Consider the following 17231-nt stretch of genomic DNA (forward strand, 5'->3'; position numbering starts at 1 on the left):
GCCCGCCACATAGGCCGCAACGAGCAGAAGCGTGACGTCGGCCGCGAATGGGGTCACGGCGTCACCTCCTCGGTTTCCGCCACGCGGGCGGCCGGCCGCGGGCGAGAGCCGCCGCTCAGCCAGCCGGTCGCCAGGCCGATCGCGAGCGCGCCGAGCAGATAGGGCCACAATTCGAGCGCCAGGAACCACATCGCCTCACCTCACGATCAGCTGAATGTCACCGGACCCGACCGTCCTGCCGGGGGCCTGAACGGCGAGCGCGGGATGCTCGCCGGTCACCAGCCGGTCCGGCGCGATGCCGGCGGCGGCGAGATACTGCGTCAGCGCCTGCGCCCGCGCGGTGACGAGGGCGGCGCGTGCGTCCGGCTGTAGCATGGTGATCTCGATCAGCGCATCCGGGCAGTTGGCGGCCGCGGCGGCGATATGATCGAGCAGGCCGAAACTGGCCGGCTCGATCCGCGCCCCGTCGGTCTCGAAGGTGATCGCCCCCTTGTCGAGCAGATCGGTGATCGTCTTCCTGCACGCCGCCTGGTCGACCAGCGCGCGTGGCGGCGCGATGTCGAGCGTGACGTCGGCCGTGAGCCCCGCCGGCAGCGCCGCCGCGAGGCTTGCCCGGATGGATGTCACCGCGGCGGGATAGAACGCCGTTCCCGTCACCTTCAACTTTCCGTCGTCGAAGCGGGCCTCCCCCGCTTGAAGGCGGGAGAGCTGGCGCATCGCCGCCATGGCGGCGGCGGTGAAGCCCTGCGGCGCCCCCTGCGCGACCGCCGACACGTCGTTCACCGGCGCCCCAAGGAACTGCACCTTCGCGGCGGCGATGAGCCGTTCATGCTCGGTGGGCGACGGGAAGAAGCCGGAAACGGTGAGGCCGTCCCCATCCTTGCGCAGGCTGAAGACATAGGGCGACACCACCGGCGGACGTACATCCGTGCGCCAGGTGAAGCCGCGCGGCGACGATTGCGCCAGTGTCGCCTGCACCGTGTTGAACGCCGCCGAATCCTGCGCCTCGCCGGAGAGCGACAGGATCGTGCCATTGCCGCGCACGGCGCCGAGCCGCAGCTTGGAGAGCTGGTCGACGCCGAAGGTCGTGGCGGTGACCCAGGCTTCCGCCGACGGACCGCCGGAGGCGATGCGCATCTCGTCGCTTACCGGCACGCCGGGAAAATCGCCGCGCACCGCATCGAGGATCAGGCGCTTGGCGTCTTCGGAAGGGGCGTAGCCGGTCAGGCGCAGCCCGTTTGCCGTGCGCTGCACCCCCCACACGAAGGGACTGGCGGTCGGCGGCTCGACGGCAAAACGCGTCAGCGTGTAGCCTTCCGGCACGCTGCGACGTCCCCCGGCCAACGCGTCATAGGCGGCGAAGTCCGGCGCCGAGCCCTCGATGGCGATGGTCGTGCCGGAGAGCGAGACCTTGCCATTGGGCAGCCGGCCAAGCTGGCTGAGCGCGAAGGACACGGCCTTCAGCCAGCCCTCGGTCGGCGGCGCGCCGTCGGCGAGCCGCAGGCGGTCGGAGATCGCCGCGCCCGGCACTGCCGCCCGCACCATGTCGAGCAGCGCGCGGCGTGCGTCGCCGAGCGGGATGTAGCCCGACAGCGTCACGCCGTCCGGCTCGCGCGTCGCCGACCAGACGAAGGGCGACACCGCCGGCGGCAGCACGGCGAAGCGAGCCAGCTTGAAATCGCCGGGAAGCTCGCTGCGTACCGTCACTTCCAGCGCATCATAGGTGGCGAAGTCGGGTGCCCGCCCCTCGATCGAGAACGAATCGTCGGAGATGGTGATGCGCCCCGCCGGCATCTTGGCGAGCTGCTCGATGCCGAAGGTGACGACGCCGATGAAATCGCCGGCCGGCACGCCGCGCGCGCGCACCAGTTCCTTCTCGCCCGTCACCGCCACCCCCGCCGCCATGGCGTTCGCGGCCTCGGCTATGCGTCGTCGCGCATAGGCGGAGGGTACATAGCCTTCCAGATGCAGCTTGGTGCCGTCGCGAATGGCGGCGAAGGTGAAGGGGCGGCGCTCGGGAAGCAGCGTCGTGCGGTCCTCGACCACACGCACGCCGGACAGGCGCGTCAGCTCGCTGCGGACCTTGATCCGCGCATCCTCCGACAGCGCCTCGCCTTCCAGCAAGGCGTTGCGGCCCTCAAAGCGCGCCCGCGCCCAGGATTCGCCGATGTCGGACAGCAGCACCTCGGCACGGGACGCCAGATCCTGCTCGACCGGCGCCCGACCATAGGTGATGGCGACAGCGGCCAGCACGGCAAGAACCGGCAACCCCTTCCACCAGGCACGCCAACGACACATCCATCTTGTCTCCCGTCTGGAGACCGGATTCGACCGGTCTCGAGGCGGCGCGACTTCACCATAGTTCGACGGCATCAGGAAGCCGTCCTATCCCCAGGCAGGGCCATCAGGCCCATTCGCCCTTGCGCATCACCGGCTCGGCCTCGCCTGCGGCCGTGATGCCGTCGACGTCCACCTCGCCGGAGCCGATCATCCAGTCGATGTGGATGAGGCTTGAATTCGCGCCGCGCGCGGCAAGTTCCTCGGGCGTCAGCGACGCGCCGTTGATGAAACACTTGCTGTAGGACTGGCCGAGCGCGATGTGGCTCGCGGCGTTCTCGTCGAAGAGGGTGTTGTAGAACAGAAGCCCGCTCTTCGAGATCGGCGAGGAATGCGGCACCAGCGCCACCTCGCCGAGCCGGCGCGCGCCCTCGTCGGTATCGAGCACCTTGTTCAGCACGTCGGCGCCGGTCCGCGCGTTCGCCTCGACGATGCGGCCGTTCTCGAACCGTACCGCGATGTCCTGGATCAGCGTGCCCTGATAGGAAAGCGGCTTGGTGCTGGCCACGTAGCCGTCCACCCGCCCCTTGTGAGGCGTGGTGAACACCTCCTCGGTGGGGATGTTGGCGTTGCAGACGATGCCGTTCTTGGCGGTGGAAGCGCCGCCGGCCCATTCATGCTCGTCGGCAAGGCCGACCGTGAGATCCGTGCCCGGTCCGCGGAAGCGCAGGGCGGAATAGCGCTTGGCATTGAGCCGCGCCGTGCGCGCGTTCAGTTCCGCGTTGTGCGCCGCCCAGGCCGCGACCGGGTCGGGCGTGTCGACGCGCGAGGCGGCGAAGATGGCATGCCAGAGCTTGGCGACCGCGATGTCCTCCGGATCCTCCGGAAACATCGCCTTGGCCCAGGCCGGCGAGGCGCAGGACACGATGGTCCAGTTGATGTCGAAGCCGGCAATGTGCGTGAGCGCCGGCATATAGGCCTTCGAACGCGCCCGGTTGGCGCGGGAGACCTTGTCCGGGTCCTCATGGGCGAGCAGCGAGGGGTTCTCGCCGGAGATGGCCAGCCGCGCCGCACCCGACTTGAAGGCGTTTGCCATGCCGTCATAGAGCCACGCGCTGGCCGTGTCGAAGCTGGCGTCGGGGGCGTGGTGGAAGCGCATGAGCGTCGCCTCCTCGTCGCTGAACAGCGTGGTGACGAGGCTCGCGCCGGCCTTGTAGGCATGTTCGGTGATTCGGCGCACCAGCGGCAGCGCCTCGATCGAGGCGGTCATCACCAGTTCCTGCCCCGGGCGCAGGCCGAGGCCGACATGCACGGCCACCTGACCAAGCCTGTCCAGCCTTTCCTCGTGCGAGAGCAACTCGGGGGGTACGCTGGCGTGCTTGGTCATGTCGGTCTCCGAACAGATGGCGACGCGCGTCGCCTTGCGACCATTCAAGAGAGGCCGAGGGCCGCACGTCAAGCCGACGACCTATACAATGAAACGGACGGGCCAATGGCCCGTCCGTCGGTGTCCGGATCACAGTCGCGGGATCAGCGGCTGCTGCGCGCGTTGGCGCGCTCCTGATTGATGATCGCCTGATCGCCGGGCATGTACCACGGGTCGGCATAGGTCGGCTCGTAGCCATAGGCCGGGCCGAGCGGCACCGTGCGGTAGACGCGGCGACCATAGACCGGGGCTCCGTAATAGGTCTCGCCCATATAGACGTTCCGGCCTTCATAGACCGGGCCGCGATAGGGCGGCGGGTCGGCAAACGCCGCGCCGATGCCACCGGCGGTGAGAATGCCCAGAGTAGCGGATGCAAGTACCAGCTTACGCATGATGTCGTCTCCGTCTTCTGCAAGCTTTTCGCTTTTCGCCCGGTCGTTTTCACCGGGTCCTTCGAACAGATAACGGCAGGGTGCGAGAGTTTGTTCCGTTCACGTCTTCGCGCGCGGCTTTCCCGTCGCTCGAAGACGTCGCGAAACGGCCGGCTACCAGCCGACGAGCCAGTCCGCCAGCGTGCCCGCCAGGGCGGCCGAGGCCAGGCTGATGATCACCGCGGCGATCACCGCGCGCCGCGTCCGCCGCTGCAGGTCGCGGTTCTTCACGGTGAAGCCCAGCGCGGCGACGGCGTCGGCCACGGCTTCCTGCGGCGTCGCCCAGACCTGGCGGCCGTCCGGCACGATCATCAGATTCTCGGGCTTGCCCCAGTCCTCGACCAGGTGCCCCTCGCCGTCGCGCCCCGGCGTCGCCTCCGGCACGCGTTCGGTCAGCATCCGCAGCTCGTTCGACCACAGAAAAACCGGCTTGCCGCGCGCCTCGGCATAGCCGATCTCGAAGGCGGTGCCGGGGTCCATGTGGACACCGCGAAACGGCGAGATATTGGCGATCAGCGCATCGGCCGCGTCGATCATGTCGATGCAGGCGCGGCGTATGTCCACGCCCTCGGCGTGGAGCGGAAACAGCCCCTCGGCGCCGGCCTGCGCGCACAGCGCCTGCAGCCGCGCGCCTTCGGCGGCGGCATCGGGCCGAAACACTTCCGGTCCGGCGAGGTAGAGGCGAAGCAGCGGCGGCATGGGGCGACTCGCGCGGGCACTGTCCCCGGCAGGCTTAGCCGCCCCGCCCCGCCGGGCGCAACCGGGTCAGTCCGGCAGCATGGTTCCGCGCTGGCGCAGCGCCGCATGCCAGCCGAGCGCCTCCTCGATGATGTGCGGCGTATGCCCGCCGCGCGCGACGGCACGGGCGTAATAGTCCGACAGCGCGTCGCGATAGCTCGGATGGACGCATTTCGCGATGATCAGCGGCGCCCGCTCGCGCGGGGCGAGGCCGCGCAGGTCGGCGAGCCCCTGCTCCGTCACCACGATGTCGACGTCGTGCTCGGTATGGTCGACATGGCTGACCATCGGCACGACGCTGGAAATGGCGCCGTTCTTCGCCGTCGACTTGGTGACGAAGATCGAGAGATAGGCGTTGCGGGCGAAATCGCCCGAGCCGCCGATGCCGTTCATCATGTGGGTGCCGCCCACATGGGTGGAGTTGATGTTGCCGTAGATGTCGAACTCCAGCGCCGTGTTGACGGCGATGACGCCGAGCCGGCGGATCACTTCCGGATGGTTGCTGATCTCCTGCGGGCGCAGCACCAGCCGCGGCTTGTAGCGGGCGAGGTCGGGCAGCACGGCCTGGTACTTCGCCTGCGAGAGCGTGATCGACGAGCCCGAGGCGAAATCAAGCTTTCCGGCATCGAACAGATCGAACGTCGAATCCTGCAGCACCTCGGAATACATGGTGAGGTTGTGGAAGGGGCTGTCGATGAGCCCGTGCATCACCGCATTGGCGATGGTGCCGATGCCGGCCTGCAGCGGCTGCAGCGTGTTGGTCAGGCGGCCGACCGCCACCTCGTGCTTGAGCAGTTCCGTCAGGTGCTCGGCGATCGCCCGCGTCTCGGCGTCCGGCGGCAGCACGGTGGAGGACGAATCCAGCTTCGAGGTGACGACGATGGCGGCGATCTTCGCCGGGTCGACCGGAATGAAGGGCAGGCCGACGCGGTTTTCCGGCGCGACGATCGGGATCGGATGGCGCACCGGGCGACGTGTCGGGATGTAGATGTCGTGCAGCCCTTCGAGCAGGTCCGGCTGCGACAGGTTGATCTCGACGATGACCTTCTCGGCCAGAATGGCGAAGCTCGCCGAATTGCCGACCGAGGTGGTGGGGATGATGCCGCCCTGCTCGGTGATCGCGACCGCCTCGATCACCGCCACGTCGATGGGGCCGAGCTGGTGCGTGCGCAGCAGTTCGACCGTCTCCGACAGATGCTGGTCGACGAACATCACCTCGCCGGCATTGATCGCCCGGCGCAGCGCCGGATCGGACTGGAAGGGGATGCGGCGGGACAGCACATGGGCTTCGGCCAGCTGCTTGTCGAGGTCGTTGCCGAGCGAGGCACCGGTGATGAGGGTGATCTTAAGCGGCTCGGTCTTCGCGCGCTGCGCCAGCGCCATCGGCACCGCCTTGGCCTCGCCGGCGCGGGTGAAGCCGCTCATGCCGACGGTCATGCCGTCGCGTATATGAGACGCCGCCTCCTCCGCACTGACGATCTTGGAGAGGAGCGACGGCTGGCGGATACGCTCGCGATGCATGGCAGGACCTGACGTTTGGTGACAGTGAGGCTCCGATAGCGCGCGGCTACCGGTATCGCGATTCGACTTTGGTGCCGTCCGGGCGACGCTATGCGCACAGTGCAGGGCTCCACTCGCGACGCGAGAGCCGCGCGCGCTCTACCAGCGCAGGCGCCCCTCGGCGTCCAGGCGATCGCCGAGCGCGGCCCGGATACGCTTCACCGTGTCGATGGGAAGACGCTCGGCCGCGCCGCGCGAGACCAGCGAAGAGACATGCCGACGATGATAGAAGGTCGCCTTGTCGTACTGGCTGAAGCCGATGTCGACGATGTCGCCGCCGGCTTTCTCGAGCCGATCCACCATCGCCTTCACGGCCGCCTTCGAATGGCGGCGCGCGATCCGGAAAACCTCGAACGGAGAAGCCGAGGGGGCAAGGTGGCGAGCGATGCGCCATGCCGCGGTCCGATGCCGCCGGTCGATGACATCGTAATCGACAACGAGCGAATTCGCACGGATCCGGTCGAACATGCGCAGCCACGCCTTCATCTCGCCGATCGAGTCGGCGAGATCGAATCCGAAGACCTCCATCCATGAGGCGATGGCGTCCTCCGGCTTGCGAATGGTGCAGACCGATGTGACGGCGCCGAGTTCGACGAGGCGTACCGAGGCGTTGCTCAGCCTGTGGGACTTCAGCAGGACATTCTCCGCGCCGCCGCTTGCATCCACCGCTTCGAGAATGTCGTTCCCGGTTTCCTGATGCAGCGTCCCCCGCCGCGCCAGCACTTCGCGGGCAACGTTGAAGCTGAAGGTCGACCCACTGCGTTGCATGCCGCCGATGATGACGATCACAAGCGTTTCCCGTTCATGGCCGGCGGCTCATTTGAAACCGGAAGCTCACCGTCCGGCCCGCCTTCCGATGCGGCCCCGCGCTAGGGAAAGCCGAAACAGCTCGGAACGTCAATGAAATGGCTGGCGACCGCGGCTGGGCTCGAACCAGCGACCTGCCGCTTAGAAGGCTATAGGACGGATTAGATAATCGCCTGTCGCCATAGTAACTTACCATCTTCCCTCCGGCACAACTCGGGAAAAACTCGGCCTTCGCGGTGAGCTTTACGTTACACGCTCGATGTCAGTCGCTCTCGTAGAGACCGTCGAACACTGTGTGACAGAGCCTATCCTAGACACCGGCCCTACTCCAGCGGACGGAGCGGCGGGAGTGGCCGGTCGGCAGGTGACCCGAAGCAGCCATCTCGGCACGCCCGTGCGAACGGCATCTTTGCGCCACAACCTATCATGGGGCGATTGCGCAGAAACGGACATGCCTCTTTGGGGCTCGTTCCGAGACCAAAAGCCCAAGTTGTACCGTGGCCGCAACTCATCCGCCGGCGATCAAGGCTAAATCTCGAAGGTGTCCATCCGCCCTAGGATATTTTCCAGTGGGACCCCTGCTTCCAGCCATCAGGTCCAACAGAGATCTTCCACATGCATTGGATCAGCAGGACGCGCTTCGCGTCCAACCGCACTTGCTGCTCTGACAAGCAGGGTGCTCACTATTACCAGCATGAGTCGGCGGGGGAACGCATGGACGACTACATTAATGTGACGCGCCAAGATGCGATCGCCGTAGCCGGCCGCGTCGAAGGCGATTTCTTCGACCGCAAGGCCGCGAAAATCGACGGGCGAGGCGTACAGAAGATCGCCGTCGCTTTCGCCAACGCGGACGGCGGCGAAATTGTCATCGGCATTGCGGACGACAAGGACGAATCGGACGTCACGAAACGTTGGCAGGGCCTGCCAAATCCGGAGGACTTCAACGGTCACATCCAGGCGCTCTTCAACCTCAGCCCGGCGATCGACTTCCGCCACGAGTTCCTGAAGGCAGAATCCTACCCGAACGTCGTCCTGCGCGTGTTCGTTGCCAAAAGCGTGAATGTATCTACCACCGCCGACGGCAAGGTCTATCAGCGCAGAGGCGCACAATCCCTCCCCGTAACCGATCCGGCAAAGGTGACGGCGCTCGCCTTCGCCAAGGGCGCGGCAAGCTACGAGGATACCCTGCTTCCCAATCTGATCGCGGAGGACATCGTCGACTCCAAAGTCCTCGCCGAGTTCTGCGCGGAGATCACCCCTCCGCAGGAACCTCTGGCGTTTTGCGTAAACGAGGGTCTCATCGATCGGAAGAATTACGTGCCCAACTCCGCGGGCGTCCTTCTCTTCAACGAAAATCCGCAAGCCGTCTTCCCCCGTCGGTGCGGGATCAAGATCGTGTTCTATGACACCCGTCAGATCGTCCCCGAGCGCGAGCATCTCAAGAAGAACATCACGATCTCCGGACCTCTCTATGACCTGATCCACGACGCCGTTGCCGAGATCCAGTCGATTGTCCGTCGTCAGAACATTTGGCGCAACTCGCGGGGTAAATTAGCGGAGTGCGGGCCTCGTCTGGGGGTTGATGTTAGGCGGCGAGCTTGCGGTGCTGCAAGCGCCGATGTTCGATGGTCTGTCGCTTGATCCTTTCACGCTGTTGGATGACCGCCGGAGCCCTTCCGAAGTAGGTGTCGGCGGGCGTCACATTGTTCAGGCTCTCGTGGTAACGCTGGTGATTGTAGTGTTCGACGAAGGCCTCGATCTGGGCCTCGAGATCGCCGGGCAGGAAGTAGTTTTCCAATAGGATGCGGTTCTTCAGGGTCTGATGCCAGCGTTCGATCTTGCCCTGGGTCTGGGGATGCATCGGGGCGCCGCGCACATGGCTCATTTTCCGGGCCTCAATGTATTCCGCAAGTTCGCCGGCGATGTAGCTGGGACCATTATCGCTGAGCAGCCTGGGCTTGTGCAGCACCGTGGCGCTGTCGCAGCCGGAAGCCGCCAGAGCCAGGTCCAGCGTGTCGGTCACGTCCTCGGCCCGCATGTTGGTGCACAGCTTCCAGGCGATGATGTAGCGCGAGAAGTCATCGAGGACGGTCGACAGGTACATCCAGCCCCACCCAATGATCTTGAAGTAGGTAAAATCAGTCTGCCACATCTCGTTCGGCCGGGTGGTCTTGGTGTGGAACTGATCGGCGGCCTTGATCACGACATAGGCCGGGCTGGTGATCAGATCCTGGGCCTTCAACAGGCGGTAAACCGCGGATTCTGACACGAAGTAGCGTTTCTCGTCGGTGAAGCGCACCGCCAGTTCGCGGGGGCTGAGGTCGGTCGCCTCCAGCGCCATCTCCACGATCTGATCCTGGATGTCGCGGCCGATCCGGTTCCACACCCGGCTCGGCGCCGATGGCCGATCCTCCAGCGCCTCCGGCCCGCCCTCAAGATAACGGTCATACCAGCGGTAGAACGTCCGACGGGCGACGCCCAACTGGTCGAGCGTGCGTTTGGCGGGCAGGTGCGACTGTTCCACGATCCGGATGATCTCGAGCTTTTCGGATGCGGGATACCTCATTCGTCGTCGCCCCCATCCGCAATCATGCTTTTTTTGAGCAACCGGTTTTCCAGCGTCAGGTCCGCCACGCATTCCTTCAAAGCACGGGTTTCGCGGCGCAGATCCTGGACCTCACCGGTGGTCGCCGCGCGGGCAGTATCGCCGGCCAGGCGGCGCTTCCCCGCTTCCATGAACTCCTTCGACCAAGTGTAGTACAGGCTCTGGGCGATGCCTTCCTTGCGGCACAGCTCCGCAATGCTGTCCTCGCCGCGCAGCCCATCGAGCACGATGCGGATTTTGTCCTCGGCCGAGAAATGGCGACGCGTCTGCCGCCGAATATCCTTCACAACACGCTCAGCAGGGGCCTTTGTCGGCGATTTTTTCAAGGAGGGTTGGGCCTTCATCTTCGTTCCTTCGTCACTACGACGAAGCCCCAACCCTCCTTAAATCACAACCTCAAATCTGTGCCATTGGTGCTGACGGCGGACAAATGGGGCCGGTCTTCGCCGTGGCGTTCAGCACATCGGCGACGTAACGGCCGTTGAAGCCGATCTGCAGTTCCTCGGCGGCATAGGCACACTCGACCTCCTCATAGGCCGAGCCGGCATCCGGATTGGTCACCTCCAGCACCAGGCCGGCGCGGGAGAAGCCGCACTTGACCGCACGGCCGCGCTCGCTCGCCACCGTGCCGACGCGCTCGACGGCGGCGAGCAGCTCTTCCGCCTGCAGGGTGGCGACATGAGGATTGCCCGCGGGGATGACGCGGCCATAATCCGGGAAAGTGCCGTCGATCAGCTTGGTGGTGAAGCGGGCAGAGCCGAGCGCGGCGGCCAGCTTGACCGGCGACAGCTCGATGGCGAGGGCGGCCTTGTCCGCCGCCTCGGCCATGCGCCTGAGTTCGCTCACCGCCTTGCGCGGCACGATGACGCCCGGGAATTCCGGTAGGTCGTCGACGGCGAGCGAGGCCAGCGACAGGCGGTGACCGTCCGTCGCCACCAGGCGCAACTTGCCGGAGCCGCCGGGGTCGCGGTGCAGATAGATGCCGTTGAGGTAATACCGCGTCTCCTCGGTGGAGATGGCGAACTCAACCCGGGCGATGGCGTCGGCGAGCCAGTGGCCGGGCAGCGCGAAGGCGGCGGCGCTCTCGACGGCGGCGAGATCGGGAAACTCGCTGCTGGGCAGCGTCTGCAACGAGAAGCGCGAGCGGCCGGCGCGCAGGATCGCGGTGCCCGCGTCCCCCACGAGCTCGATCTGCACCTGCGCGCCCTCCGGCAGCTTGCGGACGATCTCAAGCAGGGTCTGCGCCGGCAGGGTGGTGCCCTCGCCCTCGTGCGCGCCTTCCGCCTTGATGGTCTCGCGCACCTCGATGTCGAGATCGGTGGCGATGAGGGTGAGCCCGCCATCGGTGGGGCGCAGCAGGATGTTCGACAGGATCGGGATGGTGTTGCGGCGCTCGACGGCGCGGTGCGCGCGCTGGAGCGCGGCGAGGAAGGGCGCGCGTTCGAGGGTGAGTTTCATGGTGGGATCCTGTCGGGTGGCCATGCCAGGGGCGGAGAAGGCGCCGGGCGGCGGCTTTTTCTTCCGCCACCTCGCCACGCAGCAGGCGCAGCGTCAGCTTCTTGAGCCGGCTTGCGACATCGGCGCGGGGCGCGTGCTTGCGCCGTGCCTTGGCGTATTCCTCCGCCAGCTGGCGGCGGCGCAGGCGATCATAGGCGAGGCTCATGCGGACCTCCGTGCGGCTCAGCGTGCCGTGCCGTCGCGCAGCGCGGGCAGCAGGTTGCGGAAGGCGCGGGAAAGCTGTGCCGCCACCTCGGCCGGCGGCATCCATGGTTCCCGGCGGTGCAGCGGCGGGAACGCCTTCGCGTCGACCGTCCATTGCCGTTCGCAGGGGGCGAGGAAATCGCGGCGCTCAGTGTTGAGCGCCACGAGATCGCATTCGGTGATGATGGCGCGCTGTTCGGCCGTCGGCATGGGCAGGCCGGCGGCGGCATGGATGGCGCGGTCGTGGCGGTGCTTGAGCTCCTCGAGCGCGCCGGCGTGGATATGGCGCGCCGTCGGGCCGTACACCTCCTCGGCGACGGCGCCGATGGCCTGCGAGGCCGGCGTGGTCCAGTCGCCGAGCACCCATTCGTGCCCGTCATGCAGCAGCGCCATCGCCTGCAGGGTCGAGCTCGCCCGGCGCTGGCGCGCGGCCTTCAGCACGATCAGGCTGTGATGGCCGATCGACACCGTCTGGACCGAATTACCGGCATAGCGAACGGCTTGCGCCAGCACGTCGGCCATCTCGCGGAAGTCGATCTGGTCGGGGCGCGGGTGCAGAAGGTCGATCGCGTTGCCGCGCAGCGATTGCGCCCAGGGCTGCCGGCAGGAAATGGATGCGGGGGCGCCGTTCATGAGGCCACCCACGCGCCGATGACGAAGCCCAGCCGGACGATGCCGATGCCGAGCGCCGCGGCGAGCAGTGGGATGGCGACGCCGATGAGCGCGGCCTCGCCCAGGGTGCGGGCCATGCTGCGGCGGGAGGCGAGACGGGTCATGTCACACGCCTCCGGTCAGGATGCCGGCCCACACGCCGATGGCGGCGACGAACAGGCCGATGGCGGCGAGCGAGGCCGTCTCGTGAAGCAGGGTGCGGATCAAAGCCCCCTCCCCGTGTCGAAGGAGCGGCCGGCGATGCGAAACGCCCGCTGCAGCTTGCGGATGGAGGAAGAGCGGCCCGGCGCCAGATCCTTTTGCGCGAAGTATCGCGCGGCCTCGGATATGCCGGCCCCGCGCGGCCACACCGCCCGCGAGCGCGGCAGGGCCCCCGCCGGAGCCGGCGCAGCAGCGTGCGAAGCGCGGCCGGGCGTCTTGGCCCCGAGAAAAAGAGACGGGACGGAGCCGAGCAGCATGCCGGCGAGACGTGCGAGGGGGCGATGGAACATCACGCCGCTTCCCCCGTGAGCAGCGGCTGCGCCGCCTTGGTGCGCGCCGCGTCCCAGGCGCCGAGCGCGGCCTTGATCGCCTCGGCCAGCGCGGCGGCCTCGCCGCCATTTTCAACGATGAGGTGCGGCGGCACACCCTCGCGGGCGAGCGCATGGGCATCGACCGTGATGCCGGCACCGGCCAGACGGCGCATCAGGAAGGCCATGCGGTCCACGCCGGCGCCATTGTGGTCGGCGCGCCCAGCCATCACGTCCTCGATGGCACGGGCGACAAGGCCGGCGACGCCGAGGCCATAATTCCATTCGGCCTCGGCGAAGCGCGCGGCGCCGATCTCCATCGAGCGATCGGTGTGCAGGCGCGAGGCATAATCGGCGGCGATCAGCTGGCCGGCCAGGTGCAGCACGAGGCCGTGGCGGGCCAGAGCCGGCAGGCCGGCGCCGAAGGTGGTCTCGGGAGGCAAAGCGAGTTCGTGGCGGCGGAAGAAGGCCTTCAACGCCGTTTCATGGCCGGAGGAATGCATGGGGTCGCTCCCAATCGCGTCGGATTGGGAGGAACGCTATAGCGGGTTTTTACCCGCGTCAACAGTGTGAGCGGGTTTTTTCCCGCCTTCACCCGAGCAGCACGCCCGGGTGATCCTTCGCTCTCACGGGAGGGAAAGGCATGTGGGTAGGTCTTATCCTTTTGGTGGCGGCCGCGTTTGGCCTCTTCCTGCTGCTACGCTCCCGCCAATCCGCCCGCCGCTCGGCGTGGCCTGCTCCTCGCGAGGTTCGCAGCGAGGCTGCTTCTTGGGAAAGTCAGGACCGGGACACACTTCTGCGGCAGGCGCGCCAGCAGAAATTCGGGGGCAGCACTGTTTTCGATAGTCTCCAGCCGTCCACGGGCGAGGGGCTGGACTCTCCATACGCGCGTCATCGGGTCCTTTGGAGTGCCAGCCGGTCGCCGGAGATGTTTCGGCTCGAATATGTCGACTCCGACGGCGTTGTTACCGACCGGACGATCGTGCTCGAAGTGATCGAGGAGTACGGGGGGCGCCCATATCTGAATGGTCATTGCCTGCTGCGAGACGAGCGCCGCAGTTTTCGGGTCGACCGCATCTCGCGGGCGTGGCACGCCGACACCGATGAGCGCATCGGCGATGCGCCCGCGTATTTTACTCACGATCTGCCGGAAGCAAAGCGGACGAACCCGGCGCACGATTCCGTAATGGCGAGAGTGCGCTCAAGCCTTGGCGTTCTGGTCTGGATAGCTATGGCGGACAGGGATCTGACCGAGGCGGAAAACGAGGTTCTCCTGGCCTTCATCGGTGCCCGCAGTGATATCGGCGGCAAGAAACTCGCCGGACAGTCATGGAGTGCGAAGCGGGCCGCGTTCGAGATCTCACGCATGCGCGTGCGGCTCGCGGACGCGACCGCCGCGACTGCACGAATGGCGCCTCGCGGGCGTGAAGCCGCTCTGGTGAGAGAGTACGCCGCGCGGCTTGTCGTTCTCGGCGGCGAAGGGGCGCAGCGGCGCGCCGAAAAGGCGTTGTCGCCCCTCGGTTTCTCGCCTGCCGGCACATCACCGGGCTAGACGCCGAATAGATCGTTCATCGACATGACCCGATGCATCTGGAGAATGAACCTCTCCGGTATTTCGATCATTGCCTCGGGGTTCAGCTGCTTGAGGACAACAGCGCCGCGCACACGCCGCGAAAGGATCTTGATATAGGCTTGGCCGGGATCGTCGTCATGCGTGCGGGTGACGACGATGACGCTGTCGCCAATCTGGGGCCTGGTGCGGGGGTCGACAAAGCGCAGGTCGCCGTGCGTGTGCATCGGCTCCATCGAAAGTCCGCTGATGTAGAGGGCGTAAACGTCCGGGCGGTTGGCAAGGGCTGGCGGGCGGCGGACATAATCGACGATTTCCCGCTCCAAGGCGAACCCCTCCACCCGCCGGATGATCGAGCCGGCCGCCGTGCCCATCACCGGCACGTCGCGGGGAAAGGAGCGCAGCAGCGGGACGCCGACGTCCGCCGGCTCCACGGTACTCGCTTCACCCGGCCGGAACTCGACGTTCGGAACGGGTGCGGGCTCGCTGTCGGGATCGACGAGCGGCGTCTCCCGCGCGATCCCGGTATCCTCCACCCCCTCCCCCGTGAGCAGCCACTCAGGCGTGGTGTGCAGCACCGGGGCAAGCCGATTGAGGGTGCGCGACGATACCCCGATCTGGGTACCTTTGGCCAGACCGGTGCGGACGGAGCGCACGAGGTCGGTGCCGACCGCCTGCTTGATGGCGTATTCGGAGAGACCGAGCTTCTGCATTCGGCCTTGAATACGCTTGTAGATTTCCTCGCCCTGGATCATGTCGCGGGACAATACCCGCGCTTCGGTTTCGGCCATAGCGTCCAAAAACCCGCTTTTGGCGGTTGACGTAGCGGGTTTTTCCCCGCACATTCCCGACGTCATGTCATTCATCTCGCAACTCGTCATGGTCGCCGATGCCTTCTGCGCAGCCTGCAAGCTGTCGCGGGCCCGTGTGTCGACGCTGATCTTCAACGATGGCAAGGCACTGGCGCGTGTCGCCGGTGGCGGCGATCTCTACACGGCCAATTTCGAGCGGGCGATGAGGTGGTTTTCCGATCATTGGCCGGACGGTGCTTCCTGGCCGGCGGACGTGCCGCGCCCCGCCCCTTCGCCACCCGCCGCGTCCGGGGAGGCGGCCTGACCATGCGCGCCCCTCGCCTTCTCCATCCGCAGCATCCGCTCCAGCGCACGGCGCAGCGTCTCGCGGCGATCGGCCAGCAGGCTGGGCGAGCCGGCATCGTCACCCTGTTTTTCGAGGTCCTTTTCACACTGCATGCCCGCCCTCCGCCGTGAGCCCGGTCCCGTGATCTGACGGGTTTGACCGTCGCACCGAGACGCCGTTTTCCCAACGAAAAAGCATGAGGGCTTTTTTCGTGACCGATACCGCTTTGCCCGATGGGCTGATCCCCCTGATCAAGAACACCACCCGCGTCGCCGTCGTGGCCTGCGCGGTGTCCGGCTCCACGGGCCCGCAGCGCGTCGAGCAGCTGACGGGCTTTTCCGCCGGCGCCATCAGCCGCTGGCAGGGCGACGCGCACAAGGACCTGATGCCGATCGAGGTCGCCTTCCTCGTCGAGTTCCTGACGCAGAAGCCGGTGTTCGCCCGCGCCTTCGCCGCGCTGACCGGGCACCGGCTGGTGCCGATCGCCGATGACGACCCGCGCGAGGATCTCGACATGGGCGACCTGATCGAGGTGACGGCTTCGTCCGCGCGCTTCCAGGCGCGGCTTGCCGAAGCCCTGCAGGACGGCCGGGTGACGCCCGCCGAGCGTCGCGACCTGTTTCGCGAGAAGGCCGCGCATCTCGACGTGATGGCCGGCATCGCCCGCAAGCTGGCCGACCTCCCCGATGACGGGGGCAAATAGACATGGCGGGTCCGTGGACGACGACAGAAGACGAGAGGCCACGCGCGCTGCACGGGCACGGCCTCTCCTTGGCGCAGATCGCGCTGAAGCTGGCCGAGGAAGGCTTCGCCGCGCGCTCGCGCAATGCCGTGGCGGGGCGCGCGCACCGGCTCGGCCTTCAGCACGGCGCGACCGTCGTCGCCACGCCGGCCGTCCGGCCAGCCGAGGCGCGCCCGAAGCCGGCGCCGGCCGAGACCGCGCGGCCCGCTGCGCCCGCCCCGGCGGCGCCCGTGCTCCGCGCTTCCCCGGCGCCGAGAAACCGCACGTCTGCCTTTGCGGCGGCGACCGCCGGCCCGGACACGGGCCGCGTTGCCTTCCTCATGGCGAAGGAAACGCAGTGCCGCTTCCCCCTGTGGCCCGACAATGCACGGCCGAAGGCGGGCGCGGCGTTCGTGTGCGGCGCTCCCGTCCAGCCGGGCCAGAGCTATTGCCCGCATCATTACCGTCACACCCGCGTGCCCGCCGTCGGGCGGCCGCTCGCCCGCTACGCCGGCAGCTTCGCCCGACATGACGGGGTGAGCCGGCCGGGCCCGAAGCCGGACAGCGAGCGCGAGGGGCGCGCCGGGAACGAGCCGGACCTGTGCGAACTGCTGGCAGGTGGGGCATGAGCACAAAATCCCCGCGCCGGGGGCCCGGCCCGCATCGAAAGGCCGCGTCCCGGGGGTGGACCCCGGAAATGGACGCCTGTCTGCGACGGCTGCACGCCGCCGGGCTCGGCTATGCCCGCATCGCCGGGATCATGGAGGCCGAAGGGTTCGGCCGGCGCTCGCCCGACGCCGTGAAGCAGCGCGCCTTTCTCATCGGCCTTGGCGCGCCCTCCTCCGACGAGGAAGGGCCGCTGGACTGCCGCGTGAAGGGCGGGACCGACCCGCTGATCGCCGCGCTGACGGCCGTGCATTCCGTGGCGGGGAAACCTGCGCCGCCGGCCGATCTCGTACCCGGCCCCTGTGACAGCCGGCGGCTCAACTGGCACCGCCTCGCCCCCGCCGCCGGCGCTGCCGGCTCCCCCGCCGCGATGTGCGCCGATCTCGGCGCCCGAACCAAGTGGTGACG

Annotated in this window: 19 protein-coding genes; 5 read left to right on the top strand and 14 right to left on the bottom strand. The window is 67.3% G+C overall.

Features of this window, described 5'->3' with window-relative positions; all coding sequences use genetic code 11:
- Positions 1–53 precede the first annotated feature (53 nt).
- The 7 genes from AC1PZ7_RS14090 to AC1PZ7_RS14120 form a co-directional block, all read right to left on the bottom strand.
- Entirely contained in the window at positions 54–191 is a 138-nt protein-coding gene (locus AC1PZ7_RS14090; RefSeq protein ID WP_482355840.1) for a hypothetical protein, read from the bottom strand.
- 4 nt (positions 192–195) lie between these two features.
- Positions 196–2298, bottom strand: coding sequence for an OmpA family protein (locus AC1PZ7_RS14095; RefSeq protein ID WP_482355841.1), 2103 nt, complete (start codon positions 2296–2298; stop codon positions 196–198).
- A gap of 106 nt (positions 2299–2404) precedes the next feature.
- The gene (locus AC1PZ7_RS14100; RefSeq protein WP_482355842.1) at positions 2405–3664 is read right to left on the bottom strand and encodes an aminopeptidase; all 1260 of its coding nucleotides are present in this window, start codon (positions 3662–3664) and stop codon (positions 2405–2407) included.
- Positions 3665–3807: 143 nt separating this feature from the next.
- On the bottom strand, positions 3808–4095 hold the full coding sequence (locus AC1PZ7_RS14105; protein ID WP_482355843.1) for a hypothetical protein: 288 nt from the start codon (positions 4093–4095) through the stop codon (positions 3808–3810).
- A gap of 153 nt (positions 4096–4248) precedes the next feature.
- Positions 4249–4833, bottom strand: coding sequence for a nucleoside 2-deoxyribosyltransferase (locus AC1PZ7_RS14110; protein ID WP_482355844.1), 585 nt, complete (start codon positions 4831–4833; stop codon positions 4249–4251).
- A 66-nt stretch (positions 4834–4899) separates the two neighbouring features.
- A complete protein-coding gene (locus tag AC1PZ7_RS14115) occupies positions 4900–6393 on the bottom strand; it encodes an acetyl-CoA hydrolase/transferase family protein (protein ID WP_482355845.1) in 1494 nt (497 codons plus the stop codon).
- Positions 6394–6531: 138 nt separating this feature from the next.
- Entirely contained in the window at positions 6532–7221 is a 690-nt protein-coding gene (locus AC1PZ7_RS14120; RefSeq protein ID WP_482355846.1) for a hypothetical protein, read from the bottom strand.
- A gap of 732 nt (positions 7222–7953) precedes the next feature.
- On the opposite strand from AC1PZ7_RS14120, the gene AC1PZ7_RS14125 reads away from it, so the two are divergent.
- Positions 7954–8883 carry an AlbA family DNA-binding domain-containing protein gene (locus AC1PZ7_RS14125; protein ID WP_482355847.1) on the top strand — a complete coding sequence of 310 codons (930 nt, stop codon included), beginning with the start codon at positions 7954–7956 and terminating at the stop codon, positions 8881–8883.
- Here the strand turns inward: AC1PZ7_RS14125 and AC1PZ7_RS14130 are convergent.
- The 5 genes from AC1PZ7_RS14130 to AC1PZ7_RS14150 form a co-directional block, all read right to left on the bottom strand.
- A protein-coding gene (locus AC1PZ7_RS14130) for an IS3 family transposase (protein ID WP_482359592.1) occupies positions 8828–10191 on the bottom strand; the annotation gives its coding sequence in 2 pieces (ribosomal slippage) (positions 8828–9841 and positions 9844–10191; 1362 coding nt in all). The genes AC1PZ7_RS14125 and AC1PZ7_RS14130 overlap by 56 nt on opposite strands.
- Positions 10192–10243: 52 nt before the next feature.
- Positions 10244–11305: a DNA polymerase III subunit beta gene (dnaN, locus tag AC1PZ7_RS14135; protein ID WP_482355848.1), complete on the bottom strand. Its 1062-nt coding sequence runs from the start codon at positions 11303–11305 to the stop codon at positions 10244–10246.
- Positions 11306–11527: 222 nt separating this feature from the next.
- Complete coding sequence (locus tag AC1PZ7_RS14140) at positions 11528–12181, bottom strand: hypothetical protein (protein ID WP_482355849.1); 654 nt, start codon at positions 12179–12181, stop codon at positions 11528–11530.
- Positions 12178–12324: a hypothetical protein gene (locus AC1PZ7_RS14145; protein WP_482355850.1), complete on the bottom strand. Its 147-nt coding sequence runs from the start codon at positions 12322–12324 to the stop codon at positions 12178–12180. The genes AC1PZ7_RS14140 and AC1PZ7_RS14145 overlap by 4 nt, the downstream gene beginning before the upstream one ends.
- Positions 12325–12710: 386 nt before the next feature.
- A complete protein-coding gene (locus AC1PZ7_RS14150) occupies positions 12711–13232 on the bottom strand; it encodes a hypothetical protein (RefSeq protein WP_482355851.1) in 522 nt (173 codons plus the stop codon).
- Positions 13233–13372: 140 nt separating this feature from the next.
- Between AC1PZ7_RS14150 and AC1PZ7_RS14155 the strand changes: the two genes are divergently transcribed.
- On the top strand, positions 13373–14281 hold the full coding sequence (locus AC1PZ7_RS14155; RefSeq protein WP_482355852.1) for a WYL domain-containing protein: 909 nt from the start codon (positions 13373–13375) through the stop codon (positions 14279–14281).
- Here the strand turns inward: AC1PZ7_RS14155 and AC1PZ7_RS14160 are convergent.
- A complete protein-coding gene (locus AC1PZ7_RS14160) occupies positions 14278–15165 on the bottom strand; it encodes a S24 family peptidase (protein WP_482355853.1) in 888 nt (295 codons plus the stop codon). The genes AC1PZ7_RS14155 and AC1PZ7_RS14160 overlap by 4 nt on opposite strands.
- Before the next feature lie 165 nt (positions 15166–15330).
- A complete protein-coding gene (locus AC1PZ7_RS14165; protein ID WP_482355854.1) occupies positions 15331–15549 on the bottom strand; it encodes a hypothetical protein in 219 nt (72 codons plus the stop codon).
- Between the two features lie 83 nt (positions 15550–15632).
- Here AC1PZ7_RS14165 and AC1PZ7_RS14170 point away from each other — a divergent pair, with 83 nt between their 5' ends.
- From AC1PZ7_RS14170 to AC1PZ7_RS14180, 3 genes are all read left to right on the top strand, one after another.
- Positions 15633–16139 (top strand): phage regulatory CII family protein, encoded by a 507-nt coding sequence (locus tag AC1PZ7_RS14170; RefSeq protein ID WP_482355855.1) that lies wholly within the window; start codon positions 15633–15635, stop codon positions 16137–16139.
- Positions 16140–16141: 2 nt separating this feature from the next.
- On the top strand, positions 16142–16786 hold the full coding sequence (locus tag AC1PZ7_RS14175) for a GcrA family cell cycle regulator (protein WP_482355856.1): 645 nt from the start codon (positions 16142–16144) through the stop codon (positions 16784–16786).
- 68 nt (positions 16787–16854) lie between these two features.
- Positions 16855–17229: a hypothetical protein gene (locus AC1PZ7_RS14180; protein ID WP_482355857.1), complete on the top strand. Its 375-nt coding sequence runs from the start codon at positions 16855–16857 to the stop codon at positions 17227–17229.
- The last annotated feature ends 2 nt before the right edge of the window (positions 17230–17231 follow it).

This window comes from Ancylobacter sp. TW_SC_1 (assembly GCF_056836805.1).

What these genes read in the sequence shown, in the direction of transcription:
- AC1PZ7_RS14170 (WP_482355855.1), top strand. Translation starts at nt 15,633, where the DNA reads ATGAGGGCTTTTTTCGTGACCGATACCGCTTTGCCCGATGGGCTGATC.
- AC1PZ7_RS14110 (WP_482355844.1), bottom strand. Translation starts at nt 4,833, where the DNA reads ATGCCGCCGCTGCTTCGCCTCTACCTCGCCGGACCGGAAGTGTTTCGG.
- dnaN (WP_482355848.1), bottom strand. Translation starts at nt 11,305, where the DNA reads ATGAAACTCACCCTCGAACGCGCGCCCTTCCTCGCCGCGCTCCAGCGC.
- AC1PZ7_RS14165 (WP_482355854.1), bottom strand. Translation starts at nt 15,549, where the DNA reads ATGCAGTGTGAAAAGGACCTCGAAAAACAGGGTGACGATGCCGGCTCG.
- AC1PZ7_RS14160 (WP_482355853.1), bottom strand. Translation starts at nt 15,165, where the DNA reads ATGAATGACATGACGTCGGGAATGTGCGGGGAAAAACCCGCTACGTCA.
- AC1PZ7_RS14100 (WP_482355842.1), bottom strand. Translation starts at nt 3,664, where the DNA reads ATGACCAAGCACGCCAGCGTACCCCCCGAGTTGCTCTCGCACGAGGAA.
- AC1PZ7_RS14150 (WP_482355851.1), bottom strand. Translation starts at nt 13,232, where the DNA reads ATGCATTCCTCCGGCCATGAAACGGCGTTGAAGGCCTTCTTCCGCCGC.
- AC1PZ7_RS14175 (WP_482355856.1), top strand. Translation starts at nt 16,142, where the DNA reads ATGGCGGGTCCGTGGACGACGACAGAAGACGAGAGGCCACGCGCGCTG.
- AC1PZ7_RS14140 (WP_482355849.1), bottom strand. Translation starts at nt 12,181, where the DNA reads ATGAACGGCGCCCCCGCATCCATTTCCTGCCGGCAGCCCTGGGCGCAA.
- AC1PZ7_RS14155 (WP_482355852.1), top strand. Translation starts at nt 13,373, where the DNA reads ATGTGGGTAGGTCTTATCCTTTTGGTGGCGGCCGCGTTTGGCCTCTTC.
- AC1PZ7_RS14105 (WP_482355843.1), bottom strand. Translation starts at nt 4,095, where the DNA reads ATGCGTAAGCTGGTACTTGCATCCGCTACTCTGGGCATTCTCACCGCC.
- AC1PZ7_RS14095 (WP_482355841.1), bottom strand. Translation starts at nt 2,298, where the DNA reads ATGTGTCGTTGGCGTGCCTGGTGGAAGGGGTTGCCGGTTCTTGCCGTG.
- AC1PZ7_RS14180 (WP_482355857.1), top strand. Translation starts at nt 16,855, where the DNA reads ATGGACGCCTGTCTGCGACGGCTGCACGCCGCCGGGCTCGGCTATGCC.
- AC1PZ7_RS14090 (WP_482355840.1), bottom strand. Translation starts at nt 191, where the DNA reads ATGTGGTTCCTGGCGCTCGAATTGTGGCCCTATCTGCTCGGCGCGCTC.
- AC1PZ7_RS14125 (WP_482355847.1), top strand. Translation starts at nt 7,954, where the DNA reads ATGGACGACTACATTAATGTGACGCGCCAAGATGCGATCGCCGTAGCC.
- AC1PZ7_RS14115 (WP_482355845.1), bottom strand. Translation starts at nt 6,393, where the DNA reads ATGCATCGCGAGCGTATCCGCCAGCCGTCGCTCCTCTCCAAGATCGTC.
- AC1PZ7_RS14145 (WP_482355850.1), bottom strand. Translation starts at nt 12,324, where the DNA reads ATGACCCGTCTCGCCTCCCGCCGCAGCATGGCCCGCACCCTGGGCGAG.